The sequence below is a fragment of the Brevibacillus brevis genome (assembly GCF_001039275.2).
Classification (GTDB): domain Bacteria; phylum Bacillota; class Bacilli; order Brevibacillales; family Brevibacillaceae; genus Brevibacillus; species Brevibacillus brevis_C.
Genome location: NZ_CP030117.1, coordinates 2,741,321 through 2,758,191, shown reverse-complemented (window position 1 = coordinate 2,758,191; position 16,871 = coordinate 2,741,321). Strand labels below are relative to the sequence as shown.

12 protein-coding genes are annotated in these 16,871 nt (G+C 47.0%); 2 read left to right on the top strand and 10 right to left on the bottom strand.

The window, feature by feature from the left end; translation table 11 throughout:
- Positions 1 to 26 precede the first annotated feature (26 nt).
- From pcp to AB432_RS13930, 10 genes are all read right to left on the bottom strand, one after another.
- Complete coding sequence (gene pcp / locus AB432_RS13975; protein WP_048032785.1) at positions 27 to 674, bottom strand: pyroglutamyl-peptidase I; 648 nt, start codon at positions 672 to 674, stop codon at positions 27 to 29.
- Positions 646 to 3,843 (bottom strand): M14 family metallopeptidase, encoded by a 3,198-nt coding sequence (locus AB432_RS13970; RefSeq protein ID WP_048032784.1) that lies wholly within the window; start codon positions 3,841 to 3,843, stop codon positions 646 to 648. The genes pcp and AB432_RS13970 overlap by 29 nt, the downstream gene beginning before the upstream one ends.
- Before the next feature lie 12 nt (positions 3,844 to 3,855).
- Positions 3,856 to 4,767, bottom strand: a complete 912-nt coding sequence (locus AB432_RS13965) for an ABC transporter permease (protein WP_048032783.1) — start codon at positions 4,765 to 4,767, stop codon at positions 3,856 to 3,858.
- A complete protein-coding gene (gene nikB, locus AB432_RS13960) occupies positions 4,764 to 5,699 on the bottom strand; it encodes a nickel ABC transporter permease (RefSeq protein WP_048032782.1) in 936 nt (311 codons plus the stop codon). The genes AB432_RS13965 and nikB overlap by 4 nt, the downstream gene beginning before the upstream one ends.
- 69 nt (positions 5,700 to 5,768) lie before the next feature.
- A complete protein-coding gene (locus tag AB432_RS13955) occupies positions 5,769 to 7,349 on the bottom strand; it encodes an ABC transporter substrate-binding protein (RefSeq protein ID WP_048032781.1) in 1,581 nt (526 codons plus the stop codon).
- Between the two features lie 68 nt (positions 7,350 to 7,417).
- Positions 7,418 to 8,413 (bottom strand): ABC transporter ATP-binding protein, encoded by a 996-nt coding sequence (locus AB432_RS13950; RefSeq protein WP_419178477.1) that lies wholly within the window; start codon positions 8,411 to 8,413, stop codon positions 7,418 to 7,420.
- 11 nt (positions 8,414 to 8,424) lie between these two features.
- Entirely contained in the window at positions 8,425 to 9,378 is a 954-nt protein-coding gene (locus AB432_RS13945; protein ID WP_048032779.1) for an ABC transporter ATP-binding protein, read from the bottom strand.
- Positions 9,378 to 10,175 (bottom strand): IclR family transcriptional regulator, encoded by a 798-nt coding sequence (locus tag AB432_RS13940; protein WP_235617687.1) that lies wholly within the window; start codon positions 10,173 to 10,175, stop codon positions 9,378 to 9,380. Before AB432_RS13940 ends, AB432_RS13945 begins: the two co-directional genes overlap by 1 nt.
- A gap of 153 nt (positions 10,176 to 10,328) precedes the next feature.
- Positions 10,329 to 11,213: a YitT family protein gene (locus AB432_RS13935; RefSeq protein WP_048035802.1), complete on the bottom strand. Its 885-nt coding sequence runs from the start codon at positions 11,211 to 11,213 to the stop codon at positions 10,329 to 10,331.
- 102 nt (positions 11,214 to 11,315) lie between these two features.
- Positions 11,316 to 12,170: a DMT family transporter gene (locus tag AB432_RS13930; protein ID WP_048032777.1), complete on the bottom strand. Its 855-nt coding sequence runs from the start codon at positions 12,168 to 12,170 to the stop codon at positions 11,316 to 11,318.
- A 236-nt stretch (positions 12,171 to 12,406) separates the two neighbouring features.
- Between AB432_RS13930 and AB432_RS13925 the strand changes: the two genes are divergently transcribed.
- Positions 12,407 to 14,011 carry an SWIM zinc finger family protein gene (locus AB432_RS13925; RefSeq protein ID WP_048032776.1) on the top strand — a complete coding sequence of 535 codons (1,605 nt, stop codon included), beginning with the start codon at positions 12,407 to 12,409 and terminating at the stop codon, positions 14,009 to 14,011.
- Positions 14,008 to 16,866, top strand: a complete 2,859-nt coding sequence (locus tag AB432_RS13920; protein WP_048032775.1) for a DEAD/DEAH box helicase — start codon at positions 14,008 to 14,010, stop codon at positions 16,864 to 16,866. Before AB432_RS13925 ends, AB432_RS13920 begins: the two co-directional genes overlap by 4 nt.
- Positions 16,867 to 16,871 lie beyond the last annotated feature (5 nt).

Below are 16,871 nucleotides of genomic sequence, written 5' to 3'. Positions count from 1 at the left end.
GAAGGGAGGAGGGTTTCTCCTCCTTCTCAGCTAATTTGTCCGCCTTCCATGACAATATCCCGATCATTAGATATGGTCGTCTCGATTGCCAATCGCAAGCCTTTTACAATGGTTTCTAATGCCATGCTTGGCTGCCCTGCTTGCCTTACAGCCTGTTCAGGCAAATAAGGGATATGGATGAACCCTCCGCGTACGGAAGCTTTTTTCTCAGCAAGGTAATGCATCAATCCATAAAAAAGATGGTTGCACACATAGGTACCGGCCGTCTGCGATATAGAAGCCGGAATTCCTTGTTGTTTTAACTCATGTACAATCGCTTTGATTGGCAATGTAGACCAGTAGCCAGTAGGACCGTTTTCCCTGATCGGTGTGTCAATCGGCTGATTTCCTTCATTATCCGGGATTCGAGCATCATTGACGTTAATGGCTACACGTTCAACCGCAATATCTCCTCGTCCACCTGCCTGACCGATACATAACACGATGTCCGGATTCGTTTCTTCTATTGCTGTGTATAAATGTTCAATAGATTTTTCAAAAACCGTAGGAATTTGGCGCAGCTCTACTTTATACAAATCAGACTCGATTTTTCCCAGCTCTTTTACCGATTCCCAAGCAGGGTTAACCGTTTCTCCACCAAAAGGATCAAACCCTGTTACTAAAATGGTCTTCATGATTGTCTCCTCCGATCCGCATCGGTCTTATTCGTGAAAGTCGAATATGGTCTTGTCCATGCTGTCGAGAAACACGCCGTGGGCTAGATGCCACACACTCCATGACAGCACGATTGAAAACCTTATGTGTTTCTATGCAATCTCGCAATGCTCCTCCCGCGACCGTCTCATCAGCCGCTTCCGTTATTAAATCAAGCGTCACCCATTCAGGAAAACGAGAGAGCAAGGAAGGAGAGGTTCTGTTCGGCTTTGTAGGCCAACGATAAAACAAGAAATCTTGATCTGTAGGCAATGGGAAAATGGCGGGCTCCCAGTTATGTCCATACCGAATGTAGCGCTCGATAAAGCGTTTATTTTTGTTCCAAAGACGCGGATGATGTCTCAGCCCTTCCTCGGCTGCCTTTTGAATCGTATCAAGAGCGACAGCATGATGAGGATAGTCAGATCGCTCCATCTCGCGGCCAATTCCATAAAAGAGTGAGATCGGCATCCAATAAGATACAGGGAATCTCGGCGGGCTATTGTACCCTGCGAATGGTTGTGTCCATTCATGCGAAGGGATTCCGTGATCATCGATGATCACATCCGGCAACCAGCGATAAAACAGTTGGGGAACTACCCGCGATTCGCCAAAAACACTCGGCTGAAAACGGTGATTGGTATATTCTAATCCAACGGCATTATAACGGGCAGCATGATGCTTCCAATATGGATTATCCTTGACGAGCTCTTGATGAAGTGCGACCCCATCCGGATTGGCAAATGGAATCACGACCAGATTGAAACGAGTAAGCCACTCCATTTTTTCGGTTATGAGCTCTGCCACCAGCTCACGTGCAGCAGGCATGCTGGAAACCTCGTTTGGATGATGTCCGGTTTCGAGCAAAATGGTTGGTTTATACAGAGATAGCTTGTGAGCTGATACGTATTTGGAAATCTGGGGTGCTGTTACCTCCACCGCAAAAATCGGCCGTCCTTCAAACGATTTCTCTACTTCCCACATATGTACAGACGGATGTGTAGCCAGCTCTGCCCATTCGCCCATATCTGGATGATGGTTTCGGTGTAGATCAGGAAGCTTCCGTTCTTCGATGCTGGTACTCTTTTCGTTCGTTCTCAGGATGCGAGCTTTTACAGGAGCAGATTGCTCTGCCTCGAAGTATAAATGAGTCGTTTTGATAGAGAAAGCTTGTTCTTCTTTATATTCTTTTACGCGAATGGTTGCCTCTGGAGAGCTGGCTGGCTTGACCTTTACAAATGGTCGCACCGCCCCAGGAGAATTCCACGCCACTCCCGTTTTTCTTTCACCCAAATACGCATAGTAGTCCAGCGTATAAAAATAAATATCTTCATGCAACGCTTCTAACGACGATATTGTTTCTTCGTCTATGTCTAGCCGTTCTTCCTGTTCACTCATAGTGACGGTTACCTCTATCGAATGAAAGAGCGGAATGTTTCCTTGATACGGCTCATTTTGTTTACATAACAATTCTTCTGTCAACTCAGGTAAAAATTGCTGCGTATAGAATTGCCAAAACCTCTCTCGATCCGTAGGAACCAAGAATTGTTCTTTTGTTGTTTCATAGGAGAAGAAGAGCCCTGACGTAGTTGGATAAGCTCGACTTTGCTCGTCAGCATACGGCACTGTAGATACAGGTACATCCAAATTCCATGTACCTAAGTGCGCAAATCCGACTCCCCAAGCCTCGACTTGGTAAGTAGTCGGTAGGTTCTCATCCATCACGAATGATATTTGCGCCAAAGACAAGCCCAATTCTTTTTCCAACAACTGATCAACGGGGTATAATTCTTGAAGCCATCGATGAGAAAGCTCCATCCCGCCTTCTCTTTCTTCTCGTTGGAAAGAGATCAAAATTCGTTCTACTCGTTCCCCTCGTACAAGAGACGGCAAAATCGTTTCTTTTATCCAGCACAAACCTGGTTTAAAAGCAGAGTGAATATGTACCGTATTATCGTTATCCGGAAGCAGCTCCGTGATTGCACTCTTCCAGCATCGCTCCAACGCACGTCGAATTTCTTTTGGTTCTGACAAAAAAGCGGTGACCGCAAGCGGAGACGATAAGCACCCGGCCATCTCCTTTTGACTAGCAATCGCGATCAACTGCTCATGAAACAACTGTTCTATCTCATTTCGTTCGCCCTGGTCTTTCCATGTTTTCTCTATAAATAGGGGGAATTCCTTCTCTTTTGGCTCGTCTGATTCTTCCCATACACCAAAAGTCCCCCCGAGTCGGTGCGAAGTGGCAGTCCCGAAATAATCAAGCGCCGCAACTATCGCTTGTCCTCCCCCTGAAAGCTGGATGACTCTTGTTGTCTTTTCTCTAGGGTCCGGGATTACTTCGACCACTCCACTTGCTAGAGGTGCTTCACCATTCATGTGTAAGGAAAAAGTGAGCTCCGCAATCCGATTTGCTTCTCCTGTGAGCGGGAAATGTATCCCGGTCGAGGCTAGACCAATCCGAGCTGCAAAGCGGGCGGCAGACATAACCGCCTCTACAGTATGGATTCCTGTAAAAAATACATCTGTCCGACTCGTTAAATCCGTACGCCCCGCTTGATAGAACCCTGCCGTTGTCCATAGCTCTGTCAGACTATCAAGTGGAGTTGGTCTCTCTACGTTAGGACTTCCCTCATGCGAGCTCATCATCGCGTACTGGGGTATCGCAATCTGACAGACAGGTGAAGCATCCGCCCGAACATATAGTTGAACTTCCTGTAAAGAACAACGAATCCTTTCAATGTCACCGAGTGAAGCCGTTGCATGTACTCCATCTGTCCAATATGCCGCCATCCAGCGCAGTAATCGGCTAAGACTCTCCTCGCTTCCACCAACGAAAGCAATTCGATTGTTCCCTCGATCGAGGGTGCATGACGCCTCATCTACGTCGCAAGATGGCTCGATACATACGGTGCACAGCCACTCACCGCTTTTCGTGCTGCTAGCAACCATCGGTGAATCTTCCATACGAATGGAAGGCAGATCCAGCTCACTTGTTTCAAGGCCTAATCGGGCACAAAAATCAATGAATCCTTCTACGACGATTCCCGTTTGAAAACAGAAGGAAACAGACAATGAATCAGCTACACCGTCATTGTTTCGGTCCGCAACTAACCCTTTCGTTGTAAAAATATCACCTAGCCCTCTCATTGGTTAGCCCCCTTACACGCGCAGATTTGGATCTAGCTCATCACGCAGCCAATCGCCCAACAGGTTAATTCCAAACACCGTAATCATAATGGCGATGCCAGGGAAAGTAGCAACCCACCATGCCGTCTCCAGATAGTTGCGACCGTCTGCCAGCATGCCGCCCCATGTAGGAATCGAAGGGTCTACACCCAATCCAATAAACGTCAACGATGCTTCCAACAAAATGTTGGTGGCTACATTTAACGTTGCCAATACGATGATCGAAGAAGAAACGTTTGGCAGGACATGTTTTCTGATGATCCGAAAATTCGTAGCCCCGATTGCTTTGGCAGCCTGGACGTATTCCATTTCTTTTACACTCATGACCTGTCCTCGAACCAGTCGCGCAAAGCCTACCCAGTTACTGATCCCCAGAACAAGTATGAGCTTCCATAGACCTGCCCCAAAGACCGTCATGACAATAATCGCAAACAAAATGAAAGGGAATGCCAACTGTACATCTGCCAAGCGCATTAACAAATCATCTACCCAGCGCCCGTAAAAGCCTGCGATGAGGCCCAGAATCACCCCGATAACTAAGGAAATCAATACGGATACGACACCAACCAATAACGATATTCGCGCTCCGTAAATGATCCGGCTCAGTAAGTCACGTCCTACCTGATCCGTACCTAACAAATACTCGGACTTCCCCGTATCGTCCATCCACGAGGGAGCAACCAACCGTGCACGCAAATCAGCTTTATCAGGAGTGGATGGCGCAATTACCGGTGCAAAAAGTGCGGATACGACGGCAAGCATAAGCAAGAACATCCCCGTCATTGCCCACGGATTTCGAACGAATCTTCTGCCCATTTTGCTCCATTTTCCACGTTTTTTGATTGGTGGATTGGTCTGATTGTTTGTAACTGTCGCTGTCGTCATTCGCTTTTTCCTCCTCCCTGCCTAATACGTGGATCAATAAAGCCATAACTGATATCAACCAACAGGTTCACGAAGATCATCAAAAAAGACAAGATAATCACAGAGCCTTGAATCACTGGAAAATCACGTTGCGATATCGCATCAATCAGCATACGCCCGATACCTGGCCATGAAAAAACTTGCTCAATAATCACGGTACCACCCAACAACGTTCCAAATTGCAATCCAATAAAGGTTACCGTTGGGATTAATGCGTTTCGTAAGCCATGCTTGATGATGACAAGCCATTCCTTGATCCCTTTGGAACGGGCCGTATTGATATATTGCTGATTCATTACCTCCAGCATGGAAGAGCGAACTAATCGAGCCAAAATTCCTGACAAGATGAGTCCGAGTGCAACGGAAGGCAGAACCAAATACTCCAGACCTTCATAACCAGAAGCAGGAAACCAGCCCAGCTTAACGGCAAATATGATGATTAACATAATCCCTAACCAAAAGTTAGGAAAAGAGATTCCTAGCAATGAAAAAATACGTCCGAAAAAGTCAGCTACGCTGCCTCTGTAAACAGCGGAAATGATCCCTACTGGAATCGCAATCAACAGGGCGACAAACATTCCCCCGAAGGCAAGCAGCAAAGTTGCTCCCATCTTCTCCTTCATCATGTCGATCACGCTCTCACCCGTTCGGAAAGACGTGCCAAAGTTACCGGTAAACATATCTTTTAAATAAAGCCCGAACTGTACATGAACGGGCTCGTCCAGACCGAGATTTTTCCGAAGCTCAGTAATTGCCTCTTTGGTAGGCTCACCTGCTTGAAACATGATCGATACTGGGTCACCAGTCATTCGCACCAGGACAAAAATGACAAGAGTAATAGCAAGAACGACAAAAACACTATGTAGTAGACGTCTAATTAAAAAGGCTGCCATCCCGCTCCTCCTTTATCAAAAGTGAAGGGAATAGAAGAGACATCTTCTACTCCCCTGTTCAAAACATTCTTATTCAACCGATGCTTCGCGCAAATCGATACGTTCATCTGCCGGAGGTTGGAAGCCTTTTACTCGTTTGTTTACAGCCCACAGGTTGATCGTTTGATAGAGCGGTACATCTGGGACTAGCTCATACAGGCGTTGATTCAGTTCTTTAAATGCTGCCAGACGCTTTTCTTGGTCAAATGTGGAGCGTTCTGCTTTCAAGAGCTCCTCTACTTTTTCGTCATAGAAATCAGGGTTCCAAAACTCGCCTTTGTGATACATCAGATAGGCAGTATTATCAAAGTCGAGCGTCCATCCACCCCAGCCATTCCGGTACATATGTCCTGCTTTTCCGTTCGGAATGAGGTCAGAAGTAAATGTGGAGGCGTCCACCAGATTCAGCTTCACCTTGAGACCGACTTGGCCTAATTGCATTTCGATCGCTTGCGCTACCTCTTTAAACGTAGCATCTGTACCAGGGAGGAAGAGATCAAGCTCAGTCCCTTCCTTTACGCCTGCTTCTGCGAGCAGTTGTTTTGCTTTTTCTGGATCATAATTACGTAATGGCAGGTTAGGATCATAGCCGAAAGACATATCGCTTTGGAATGAATTGACACGCTTACCATATCCGCCGAGCAGCGTTTCGATAATCAAGTCTGCATCAATCGCGTAAGCAATCGCTTCACGGACTTTTACATTGTCGACTGGCTTCATCGATGTATTGAAACGAATCGAATAAACGGTGGGCGACCCGACTTGCATCAGTTCAAGATCAGACATGCCCTTGATGGATTCTGTTTGGCTAATCTCGACTTTTTTCATAATGTCGATGGCACCTGTTTGCATTTCCGCTAGACGTGTAGTCGCTTCTGGAATAAAACGGAACGTTACTTTTTCCAGCTTCGGTTGACCTTTTTTCCAATAGTTTTCATTTTTCACCAGTACAACCTTGTTATCTTTTTCATAGCTATCCATTTTGAAAGGACCCGTACCTACTGGATGCGTGTTAAAGTACTCGTCCCCTTTTTCCTTGTAATACTTAGGCGGAACGATCACACCGCCATAACCTGCCAGCTTTGTAATGAGTACAGGATCTTTTTCCTTGAGAATCATATTGACTGTAAACTCATCTACCACTTCTACACGGTCAATCGAAGCATAGTTCGCTTGCTGTGGTCCTTTTTTCCCTTCTTCACCAAGCAGGCGATCAAATGTAAATTTCACTGCTTCCGCGTTGAATGGCTCGCCGTTGTGGAAGGTAACTCCTTGACGAAGTTTAAATTGAAGGGTCTTGTCATCCTTGAACTCCCACGATTCAGCGAGTCCTGGCTGGATTTTCAAGTCAGTGGTACGCTCGACTAAGCCTTCAAATACAGATGTTGCTACCGTACTCCAATCAAGCAAAAACGTATCAATCGGATCCCAAGAGTGCGGATCTCCATTCACACCAAGTGTAAGTTCATTTTTTGCCGGAGCTTGCGCTTCTGTCTTAGATTGCGGATTTGCCTGTGTGCCAGTGTCAGCCGGCTTACTCGAACATCCGCCTATAGCAGCAGCTAGCACGAGTAATGCGGAGCAAGCGGTGATACCTACTTTCTTTTTCAAAACAAGTCCCCCTTTTCTTTTCGTTCTGGAATTCATGTTGAAAAAATATGATAGACCGTCATTTGTTCCTATTGGTTATACAAATGACAGGCAACATATCGACCATCGCCCATCGATTGAAATTCGGGCTTGTCCGTTTTGCAAATTTCCATACAATCCGGACAACGGGTATGAAACGTGCAGCCACTCGGAGGATTCGCAGGACTCGGTACATCTCCAGTCAAGATGATGCGCTCACGCTTCGTTTTTGGCTTGGCAATCGGAACTGCTGACAGTAATGAGCGCGTATAAGGATGCAGCGGCTCTTCATATAGCGCATTTTTGGGTGCCAGCTCAACCATCCGTCCCAAATACATCACGCCGATCCTGTCGCAAAAATGCTTCACGACGCTCAAGTTGTGAGAGATGAATATGTAAGTGAGTCCGTATTGCTTTTGCAAATCTCTCATCAGGTTCAATACCTGGGATTGAATCGATACATCGAGCGCAGATACTGGCTCATCTGCCACAATCAGCTTGGGATTTAGTGCTAGTGCACGTGCAATGCCGATCCGCTGTCGCTGACCACCACTAAACTCATGAGGGAAACGCTCTGAATTTTCCGATTTCAAACCGACAACCTGCATCAATTCCGCTACTTTTGCCTTGCTTTCTTTTGCAGTTTCATACAGTTCGAATATGATCATTGGCTCCTCTATGATCTCCCCTACTGTCATTCGCGGATTGAGGGATGCGAACGGGTCTTGGAAAATGATTTGCAAATCCTTTCGCTTCATCCTCATCTCATTTGGGGAAAGTGCGGCTAAATTCTCTCCTTGAAAAATCACTTCGCCACCCGTAGGCTCGAGCAATCGTAGAATAGCTCTGCCTGTGGTTGACTTCCCGCAACCGGATTCACCTACAATTCCGAGCGTCTCCCCTGTTGCAACGGTAAAAGAGAGATCGTCAACAGCTTTGACGTGATTCGTTACCTTCTTCAATAATCCACTGCGAATTGGAAAGTATTTTTTTAACCCTCTCACCTCAAGCAAGGGATTACATTCTGATTTTTCCAAAAGATTCACATCCTTTCCGCTTACTCATTCAGCCAGCATCTGCTTTTCGTACCATCATTCAAATCGAATAACGGTGGTGCTTGCTCGTAGCATTTGTTAATAGCCTTCTGGCATCGTTCAGCAAAACGACAGCCTACGGGCATCTGACCTGGACTCGGAACGGTCCCGCCAATCGTAAACAAGTACTCCTGCTCTGTGTCCATATCCGGGATCGAGCCCAACAAACCAACCGTGTACGGATGCTTTGGAGTGGCAAATAGCTTTTCGACCTCGGCTTCCTCGACGACTTGCCCTGCATACATGACAACCACCCGATCACACATCTCTGCTACCACACCAAGATCGTGCGTGATCAGCATGATGGTCATCTCGCTCTTCTGCTGTAGCTCTCTCATCAGGTCAAGAATTTGCGCCTGAATGGTCACGTCTAGTGCAGTCGTAGGCTCATCTGCAACCAATAGAGATGGACTACAGGACATCGCCATCGCGATCATCACACGCTGCCTCATCCCGCCAGATAGCTGATGCGGATACTCATCAACGATTTCTTCCGCTCTCGGAATCCCGACCAGCTTCAGCATTTGGATCGCATGCTCTTTGGCTTGTTTTTTGTTCATACTTGTATGATTCAAGACGAGCTCCATGATCTGCGCCCCGATTGTATAAACCGGATTGAGTGAGGTCATCGGTTCTTGAAAAATCATCGCGATCTCTTTTCCTCGGACCTTCCTCATCTGATCCTTGGAAAAGGCAACCAGATTTTCACCGTTGTACAGGATCTCTCCTCCGGTGATTCGCGCGGTTCTCGGCAGAAGCCCCATGATGGATAGGGAGGTGACACTTTTTCCACAACCCGACTCCCCTACTACGCCAATCGTCTCCCCTTTGTTGATTTGAAAACTAACGCCATCCAAAACGGTAATTTCTCCATTATCGGTTCGGAATTTCGTCTGAAGATTTTTGATTTCCAGCATCAAAGTCCCGCCTTTGCATCTGAATATCCCAGCTTGCTCATGATTTGATTCGCTACTGCTTTTGTCTCCTGTACCAAATACTCCAATCGATCTTGCTGGAAGCGTGATGTAGCTCCAGCCAAGCTCAATCCAGCTATGACTTGTCCCGTAAAATCTCGAATAGGTACAGCAATGGCTGCGGAATCCGGCTCCAGTTCACCGTAGCTGACTGTATAGCCATTTTCACGTGCATCGTGAATCCATTGCCATAGCAGATCTTTGTCTGTATTGGTGTCTGGTGAGATTTTCTTCATGTCTACCCGGTTCAACAATTCTTCGATCTCATGATCCGGCAGGAATGAGAGTAAAATGCGCGGGCATGCCCCTGCGTACAACGGTGATTTTCTACCTACCTGCGTATATACACGAACATACTGGCGGGTATCGACTTTTTCGATGTAAACCCCTTCGTCTTGATCACGAATAATCAGGTTGACCGCCTCATCCACCGTATCCCGCAACTGCTGCATATACGGGAGCGCGATTTTCCTGATCTCCAGCCGTTGAGCAACAATGTTCCCAAACTCCAGCAGCTTCAATCCCAATTGGTATTTAGGCGGATTATGAGTGGTCGTTTTGGAGACAAAGCCGCGCATTTCGAGCGTCTGAAGAATTCGAAACACCGTACTCTTCGGCATATCCGACAACTCGACAAGCTCAGCCAGGCTTAATTCACTGTTTTGGATAAAATATTCTAAAAACTCTAGCGTTTTTAACACACTTCGGTTTGCCGTTTTTTCTGTTTTGTCCATTTTCATCACCATTCAACTGTCCCAAAATACGGAACGTTATTTTGTATTTTGGCATGACACAATATTAAATGAATTCAGTTATTTCCGTCAATACATTTTTCCCCCTTAGCTATTAGGTTGTTCTACCTACTGGCTCGGGGGTAATTTGTACGTAAGGTTTTAGTGAATATTCTTTTTCTTAAACCGTCCACCTGAAACATCGTGAATATGACCAATCGCCAAAAATGCAGAGGAATCGATTTCCTCCACGATGGATTTCAGCTTCGCTTCTTCCAATCGGGTAATGACACAGAAGATGACTTTTTTGACGTCTCCCGAGTAGCCACCTTCTCCATTCAAATAGGTAATTCCCCGCCCCAATCTCGCGGTTAACGCATCGCCAATTTCGTCTGGATAATCACTGATGATCCAGACTGATCTTGATTGCTCGAGCCCGACCATGGTAATATCGATCATTTTATAAGCGATGTAGTAAGCAATTAACGAGTACATAGCCCGGTCCCACCCAAAAATGAAGCCAGCACTGCCTAAAATAAAGATGTTAAAAAACATGACCATTTCGCCGACCGAAAACGGACTTTTCCTCGTCATCAGGATCGCAACAATTTCCGTTCCATCCAAGGAACCGCCCGCGCGAATGACAAGTCCGACACCAATGCCGATGATAATCCCACCAAAAACGGCAGAGAGAAGCAAATCGTCCGTCAAGCTAGGAACATGATGGAGGTAGCTCGTCCCCAACGACATCACGACCACACCGAACAGCGTAGAGATGGCGAATGTCTTGCCAATTTGCTTGTAGCCAATAAGTAAAAAGGGCAGGTTCAGCAGGAATAAAAATAATCCGAGTGCTCCTCCCGTCAGCTTTGAGGCCATAATGGAAACACCGGTTACACCACCGTCAATGATGTTGTTTGGAACCAGAAAGATTTCCAGTCCAACTGCCACCAACAAAGCTCCAATGATGATTCCGAGAGTTCTCAGTACGATCCTTCTTTTTTTCGTCCGCTTATGAGTGATCGGAGCAATTGCTTTTGCATCCATTTTGATCATCCTTAGCCGTTTTTTTCTTACCACTTCATCTTTCCCTGGTAGCAAAAAAAATAGCCAGCCAGGATTTCTCCCAGCCGACCTCTTCATCATCCTTTAGCCCCAAACCGCAATGGAAATAATGCCAATCGTGATCATCAAAGACATCGACAGACGCCATACGCGTTGTCGTTCCTTTAGCAAAAAGACCCCGAGCAGCGTACCAAAAACCGTACTTACCTCACGAATGGGGGCAATGGCTGCCAGTGGTGCCAATGTCATGGCAAACAAAAACAACAAATACGAGCCTGGTGAAAGGACGGCACCAAGTACAATCGTTCGCCAGTTTTTTTGCCACTCACGGCGGATAAGTCCCTTTTTCCAAACAAAGCCCCCGGCGACAATCAGACAGGCAAAGTTGGTGATTTCCAATAAAGCGAATGGAGATAATTGTTGTACGATTTGCTTGTCGGTTAACGTGTACCCTGTAATGCAGAGCCCAACAGCAAAAGCGTATCGCAGGGCGAGCGGATTTATTGGTTGAGCTTGACGATCTGTGCCAATCATTCCACTAATGGCGAAGACTCCGATCACGATGCAAATGACCCCCAGCCATCCCGGTACAGATAAATACTCTTGAAAGAAAATGGCGCTAAAAAACGGAATGAGAAGCGTCCCCGTCCCCCTCATGATAGGGTAAACCTGAGAGATATCCCCGTATGTATACGCCTTTGAAACCAACAAGGTATAGCATCCTTGAAAGAAAAAGGACATAAACAGAAAAAGAACCAGAGACCATGTCAGTTGTACGTGCATCAATTCCCAAATGAGAACAGGCAAGAGGATCACGGTTGTTGGCAATGTAATCAACCAAAGAAACGCCATTTTGTTCTCACTTTTTTTCGTGAACAGGTTCCAGACTGCGTGCGCAAGGCCAGACGATAGTACGAGCAGAATCGAAATCGATAACATGTGTGCCCCTTCTCTCTCTTGTTGTACAAATACAACGAAAGACAATAAAACACATTGCGTTTCGTTGCCTTTCATTCGACGTGTTCAGTATACACCCAGTCCCCGCAAAAATTAAGCATTGTTTCTGCTTATGGCCCAAACCATTTATTGATGCTGCGAACACACGCATCTTTTTCCATTCTCCGCATTTTGGGTTATAATGGAGGGATGACACTTCGTTCGGAGGATCTGACTACATGTTGCAAAGAGAGTTGACTCGGGAACAAGCGATACAGGTAGGCGAGCAAATCCTAATTGCCGTCGAAGGACACATCATTGAACGGGGCTATACGTACTTTTCTGATGGCGTCGTCTTCAATACACGCGTAGAACAAGGCCAATATTTGATGAGTGATGTTCAAGGTTCCGAGGTGTATCATGTTCGCCTCGATATGGAAACGGTTCAAAACAGTACCTGTACCTGCCCTTATTCGCGCATTTGCAAGCATATTGCTGCTACTTTTTTTCAGATGTATAGTGTGTTCGAGAATCCTCGCACATTTTTGACCCGCTCCCAACAACCAAGACGAGCTACTTTTTCTCCTCATCTGCTGATTCCTGCTTATAAATATAGCCATACCGCTCCTGCTCAGCAGGATACAGCGTCTGTTTCCTCTCCGCTTACCGCAAATAGCTCCGTCAAAGAATGGTGGGCATTTTTTGAGAGCTGGACACGCAACCTGTTTGCGGCCATGGAATCGTATCGAGCTTCCTCTGAGTTATTATCGAGCTATCAGAATGTGCTGAGTGTTGCTGCCTCGTGGCCGAAAGATCGCGCACAACTTTTTGTCATTCATGCCAATCTGTTTCATCTCATGAAGCTTACACAATACGTGAAAACGTACCGCCAATCATACTGGTTCCTGGATTTGGTTCAGACAGCCGAGCGGCTATTGGATCAATTAGAAGGGACATTGTACTTCGCAGATATCCCTGCTCTCTTGACTGACCACCAGGATGCCATCATAGATACTCTTCAACTGACAAAGCAATTGAAAGAAAACGAAGCCACCTCCCTCTACTGGATTTTCGCCTATCAAATGTTATGGTGGATGCTATTGAAGAAGCCGGAGTGGATGCAAGAGGAGATCCATGTACTGGATCAGCTTATCAACGACGAAAACAGTTCTGCCGCCGAAAAGGAAAAAGGGCTGCTGCTCCGCGCCCACTTTCATGTGATGGAAAAAGAAGATGAAGCTGCTCTACAAATCTGGAAAAGAATGAGCCGTTTGAACCTATCCTTCTACTTGTCCTATATGAAATCATTCGCACGCAATGGCGAATGGCAACGATTTCTCGATTGGACTGCTTCCTTGACGTCCTTAATCGGTCAAGCCGAGACACAACAATACCGTCTCGTTATCGCCATTTGGCAGGAAGCGATGGAGCAAGTGGGACGATCAGCCGAGTGCGGCGCCAAGCTAAAGCAGTTCTTACCAAGCAGTTACCACGAATATGCCGCCTATTTATATGACGAACGACAGTTTCAGCAATGGATTGATTTGCAAATGTCGTTTCAAGTGCCCATGGCAGATATCTCGATCGTGCAGGTGAAAGAAATCGAGGAAGCCGAGCCGACTCTGCTCTTCCCTTTTTATTTGCGCGAGGTGAACAGACTGATTGCGGAACGTAATCGAACGGCCTACAAAGAAGCGATCAAGCTCATGAAAAAGGTAAGGACGATTTACAACAGAGCAAACCAAGATCCGCGCTGGGAACGATACGTGGAACAATTATCTGCCAAACATAATCGGTTACGTGCTTTTCAAGAAGAGCTAAGGAGAGGAAATTTCAACTTATGAATACCGTCACTACATTGGTTCTAGACGGAGAGCTTTTGGCAGACGGACAATTCTTGATTACTGGCAAAGACACGCAAGGAGCAGTGATCGATCCAGAAGAATTGGCAGGAACACTTTTTGCGTGGGATGAGTCCTCCTATTACGGAACCTTCCTCAACAAAAACGAGCATGGCGTATTGCTCAGCCCTGCCAAGGCCCTCTCCTTTTTCGTCTCCCCCCAATGGCTTTTGCATCGGACCTATTCATCCAGCAAGTCATTTGAACAATATACGCATGTAGCGGGAATGATCCGGGATACGCTCGCACAAGGCTCTATTGCCCCTGATTTTTCTTCCTGGAAAAAAGGACAAATAGGCTGGAGAGCCATGCATACTCCCGGCGATTTTCCAGAGTACGGACACAGGTGGCTATCGCTCGTCGTAGAGGAATCCTTGCAGGGCACTGGTGAGATTGGACGAAAGTGGGAGCAGCTATTGACGCAATACCCGGCTCTGTACGTCATGGGCTCCGAGCTTTCTCCACACCTTCAGGAACAGGAATGGTTGCAATCGATAGGCTGGCTGCCAGATACGACACCGTTTCGCACATGTTTGCAAATCGTCGAAGCCGAGGAGCATCCCAATGACTGGCAACTCCAAGTGTATTTGCAGAATCGTGAAGAGCCAGATCAGTTATTTCTCATTGAGCCACACCAGTTGACGGCTGAGGGGGTAGCTACCGCCCGCATCCCTGCTGACTGGCGTGAACACTGGAATCGTTTTCTCACGGACCTCGCCAAATGCAAGGAGATTCTCCCGTGGCAAAAAGACTCCCAGGAGAATCAAAGCCGTTTTCTCACCCGACTGACGAACGAGCAAGCGTGGATCTTTTTGACGTCGAGCAGTTTGCAGTTGGTGCAAGCCGGTATTCATGTCTTTCTACCAGCGTGGTGGGAACAAGTACGCCGGGTAAAACCGAAGCTAAAAGCCAAAATTACAACCTCTGTCGGGGCTAGCCGACAATCCTTCCTGGGTGTCTCCCAGCTCATGGATTTTGAATGGAAGCTCGCCTTGGGACCTGTGGAGCTCAGCGAAGAGGAATTTGAGGAACTCATTAAACAAAAGCAACGCCTGCTGAAAATTCGCGGGCATTGGGTGCAATTGACTCCCGATTTATTCTTGCAGTTGCAAGAAGCACTCAAGAAAAACAAAGCGAAAAACGGCATGTCCCTACGTGATGTCATGAGAATGCACCTCGCCCCTACTGTAGAGGTGGAGGAGCTACCCGATGATGAGTTCGATTTCGATACTTCTCTAACGGTTGAAGTTCAGCTAAACCAGCATTTGCGAGAGCTGTTGAATCAATTGCAAGAAACGAAACGCATCCCGATCATGGAGCAGCCATCTACTTTTCACGGGACGTTACGCCATTATCAGCTGGAGGGCAGTTCGTGGCTGTTCTTTTTACGCCGCTTTGGGCTGGGAGCTTGTCTGGCCGATGACATGGGATTGGGAAAAACGGTTCAATTTATTACGTATTTGCTTCATGTCAAACAACATGGCCCAGCCAATACCCCTTCTCTCTTAATCTGCCCGACCTCCGTCATAGGCAACTGGCAAAAAGAGCTGAAGCGCTTTGCCCCCTCTCTTCAAGTAATGATTCATTATGGCAATGATCGCCAAAAGAAGGAGGCGTTTTTGCCAGCGATCAAGGGAGCGGATCTGGTGATTACCTCCTACGCCCTGTCCCATTTGGATGAGCAAGAGCTAGGAATGATTACATGGGATACGATTTGTCTCGACGAGGCGCAAAATATTAAAAACGCCTATACAAAGCAAGCATCCGCTGTGCGCGATTTGAAAGCATGGCACCGGATCGCTCTCACAGGCACTCCGATCGAAAATCGTCTGAGTGAGCTCTGGTCTATTTTTGATTTCTTGAATCCTGGTTACTTGGGAAGTCTCGGGGAATTTACCCAGCGCTTTGTCCATCCCATCGAACGCGACCAAGACCAGCAACTCATCAATCAGGTGCAACGACTCATTCAGCCTTTCCTGCTCCGTCGCGTGAAAACCGATCCGAACATTCAGCTCGATTTGCCGGATAAGAATGAGAGCAAGGAATATGTACCGCTGACTACCGAGCAAGGCGCACTTTATGAGACAGCGATTCAGGATATGTTTGATCGTATGGAAAAAGCCTCCCCTATGGAGCGGCGCGGTCTGATTCTAACGACACTGACACGTCTGAAGCAATTGTGTGACCATCCTGCCCTCATTTTGAATGAAATCTCAACAACGGATGAAGCCAGTCGCTCACACAAATTGGAAAGACTGCTGGAACTGGTGGAGGATATTCGCCAAAAGAAAGAGCGTTGCCTGATTTTTACCCAGTACATCGAAATGGGCAATTTGCTCCAACGAGTGCTGACACGAGAAGGTTATGGACCTGTCTACTTCCTAAATGGAGCCACGAAGAAAGAAAAACGCGATGAGATGATCGCTCGTTTTCAAGACCAGACACTTCCGGACGATGAACGCGGAGCCATCTTCATTCTTTCCTTGCGCGCGGGTGGAACCGGCTTGAACTTGACGGAAGCCAACCATGTCATTCACGTAGATCGCTGGTGGAATCCTGCGGTAGAAAATCAGGCCACTGACCGGGCCCATCGCATAGGACAGCAGCGCAATGTTCACGTCTACAAATTCATCTCGCTCGGGACGATTGAGGAACGCATTGATGAAATGATGGAGAGAAAGCTATCGTTGAGCCAGCAAATTGTCGGGACGGGCGAAAGCTGGATCACGGAGCTATCAACAGAAGAGCTGCGGGACTTGTTCACCCTGCGTCATGATTGGCTAGACTCGAAAGGATAGGTGGA

Excerpts from the sequence above, each read along its gene's own strand:
- AB432_RS13940 (WP_235617687.1), bottom strand. The coding sequence starts at position 10,175 with ATGAAAATGGACAAAACAGAAAAAACGGCAAACCGAAGTGTGTTAAAA.
- AB432_RS13945 (WP_048032779.1), bottom strand. The coding sequence starts at position 9,378 with ATGCTGGAAATCAAAAATCTTCAGACGAAATTCCGAACCGATAATGGA.
- AB432_RS13930 (WP_048032777.1), bottom strand. The coding sequence starts at position 12,170 with ATGTTATCGATTTCGATTCTGCTCGTACTATCGTCTGGCCTTGCGCAC.
- AB432_RS13935 (WP_048035802.1), bottom strand. The coding sequence starts at position 11,213 with ATGGATGCAAAAGCAATTGCTCCGATCACTCATAAGCGGACGAAAAAA.
- AB432_RS13970 (WP_048032784.1), bottom strand. The coding sequence starts at position 3,843 with ATGAGAGGGCTAGGTGATATTTTTACAACGAAAGGGTTAGTTGCGGAC.
- pcp (WP_048032785.1), bottom strand. The coding sequence starts at position 674 with ATGAAGACCATTTTAGTAACAGGGTTTGATCCTTTTGGTGGAGAAACG.
- AB432_RS13965 (WP_048032783.1), bottom strand. The coding sequence starts at position 4,767 with ATGACGACAGCGACAGTTACAAACAATCAGACCAATCCACCAATCAAA.
- nikB (WP_048032782.1), bottom strand. The coding sequence starts at position 5,699 with ATGGCAGCCTTTTTAATTAGACGTCTACTACATAGTGTTTTTGTCGTT.
- AB432_RS13920 (WP_048032775.1), top strand. The coding sequence starts at position 14,008 with ATGAATACCGTCACTACATTGGTTCTAGACGGAGAGCTTTTGGCAGAC.
- AB432_RS13925 (WP_048032776.1), top strand. The coding sequence starts at position 12,407 with ATGTTGCAAAGAGAGTTGACTCGGGAACAAGCGATACAGGTAGGCGAG.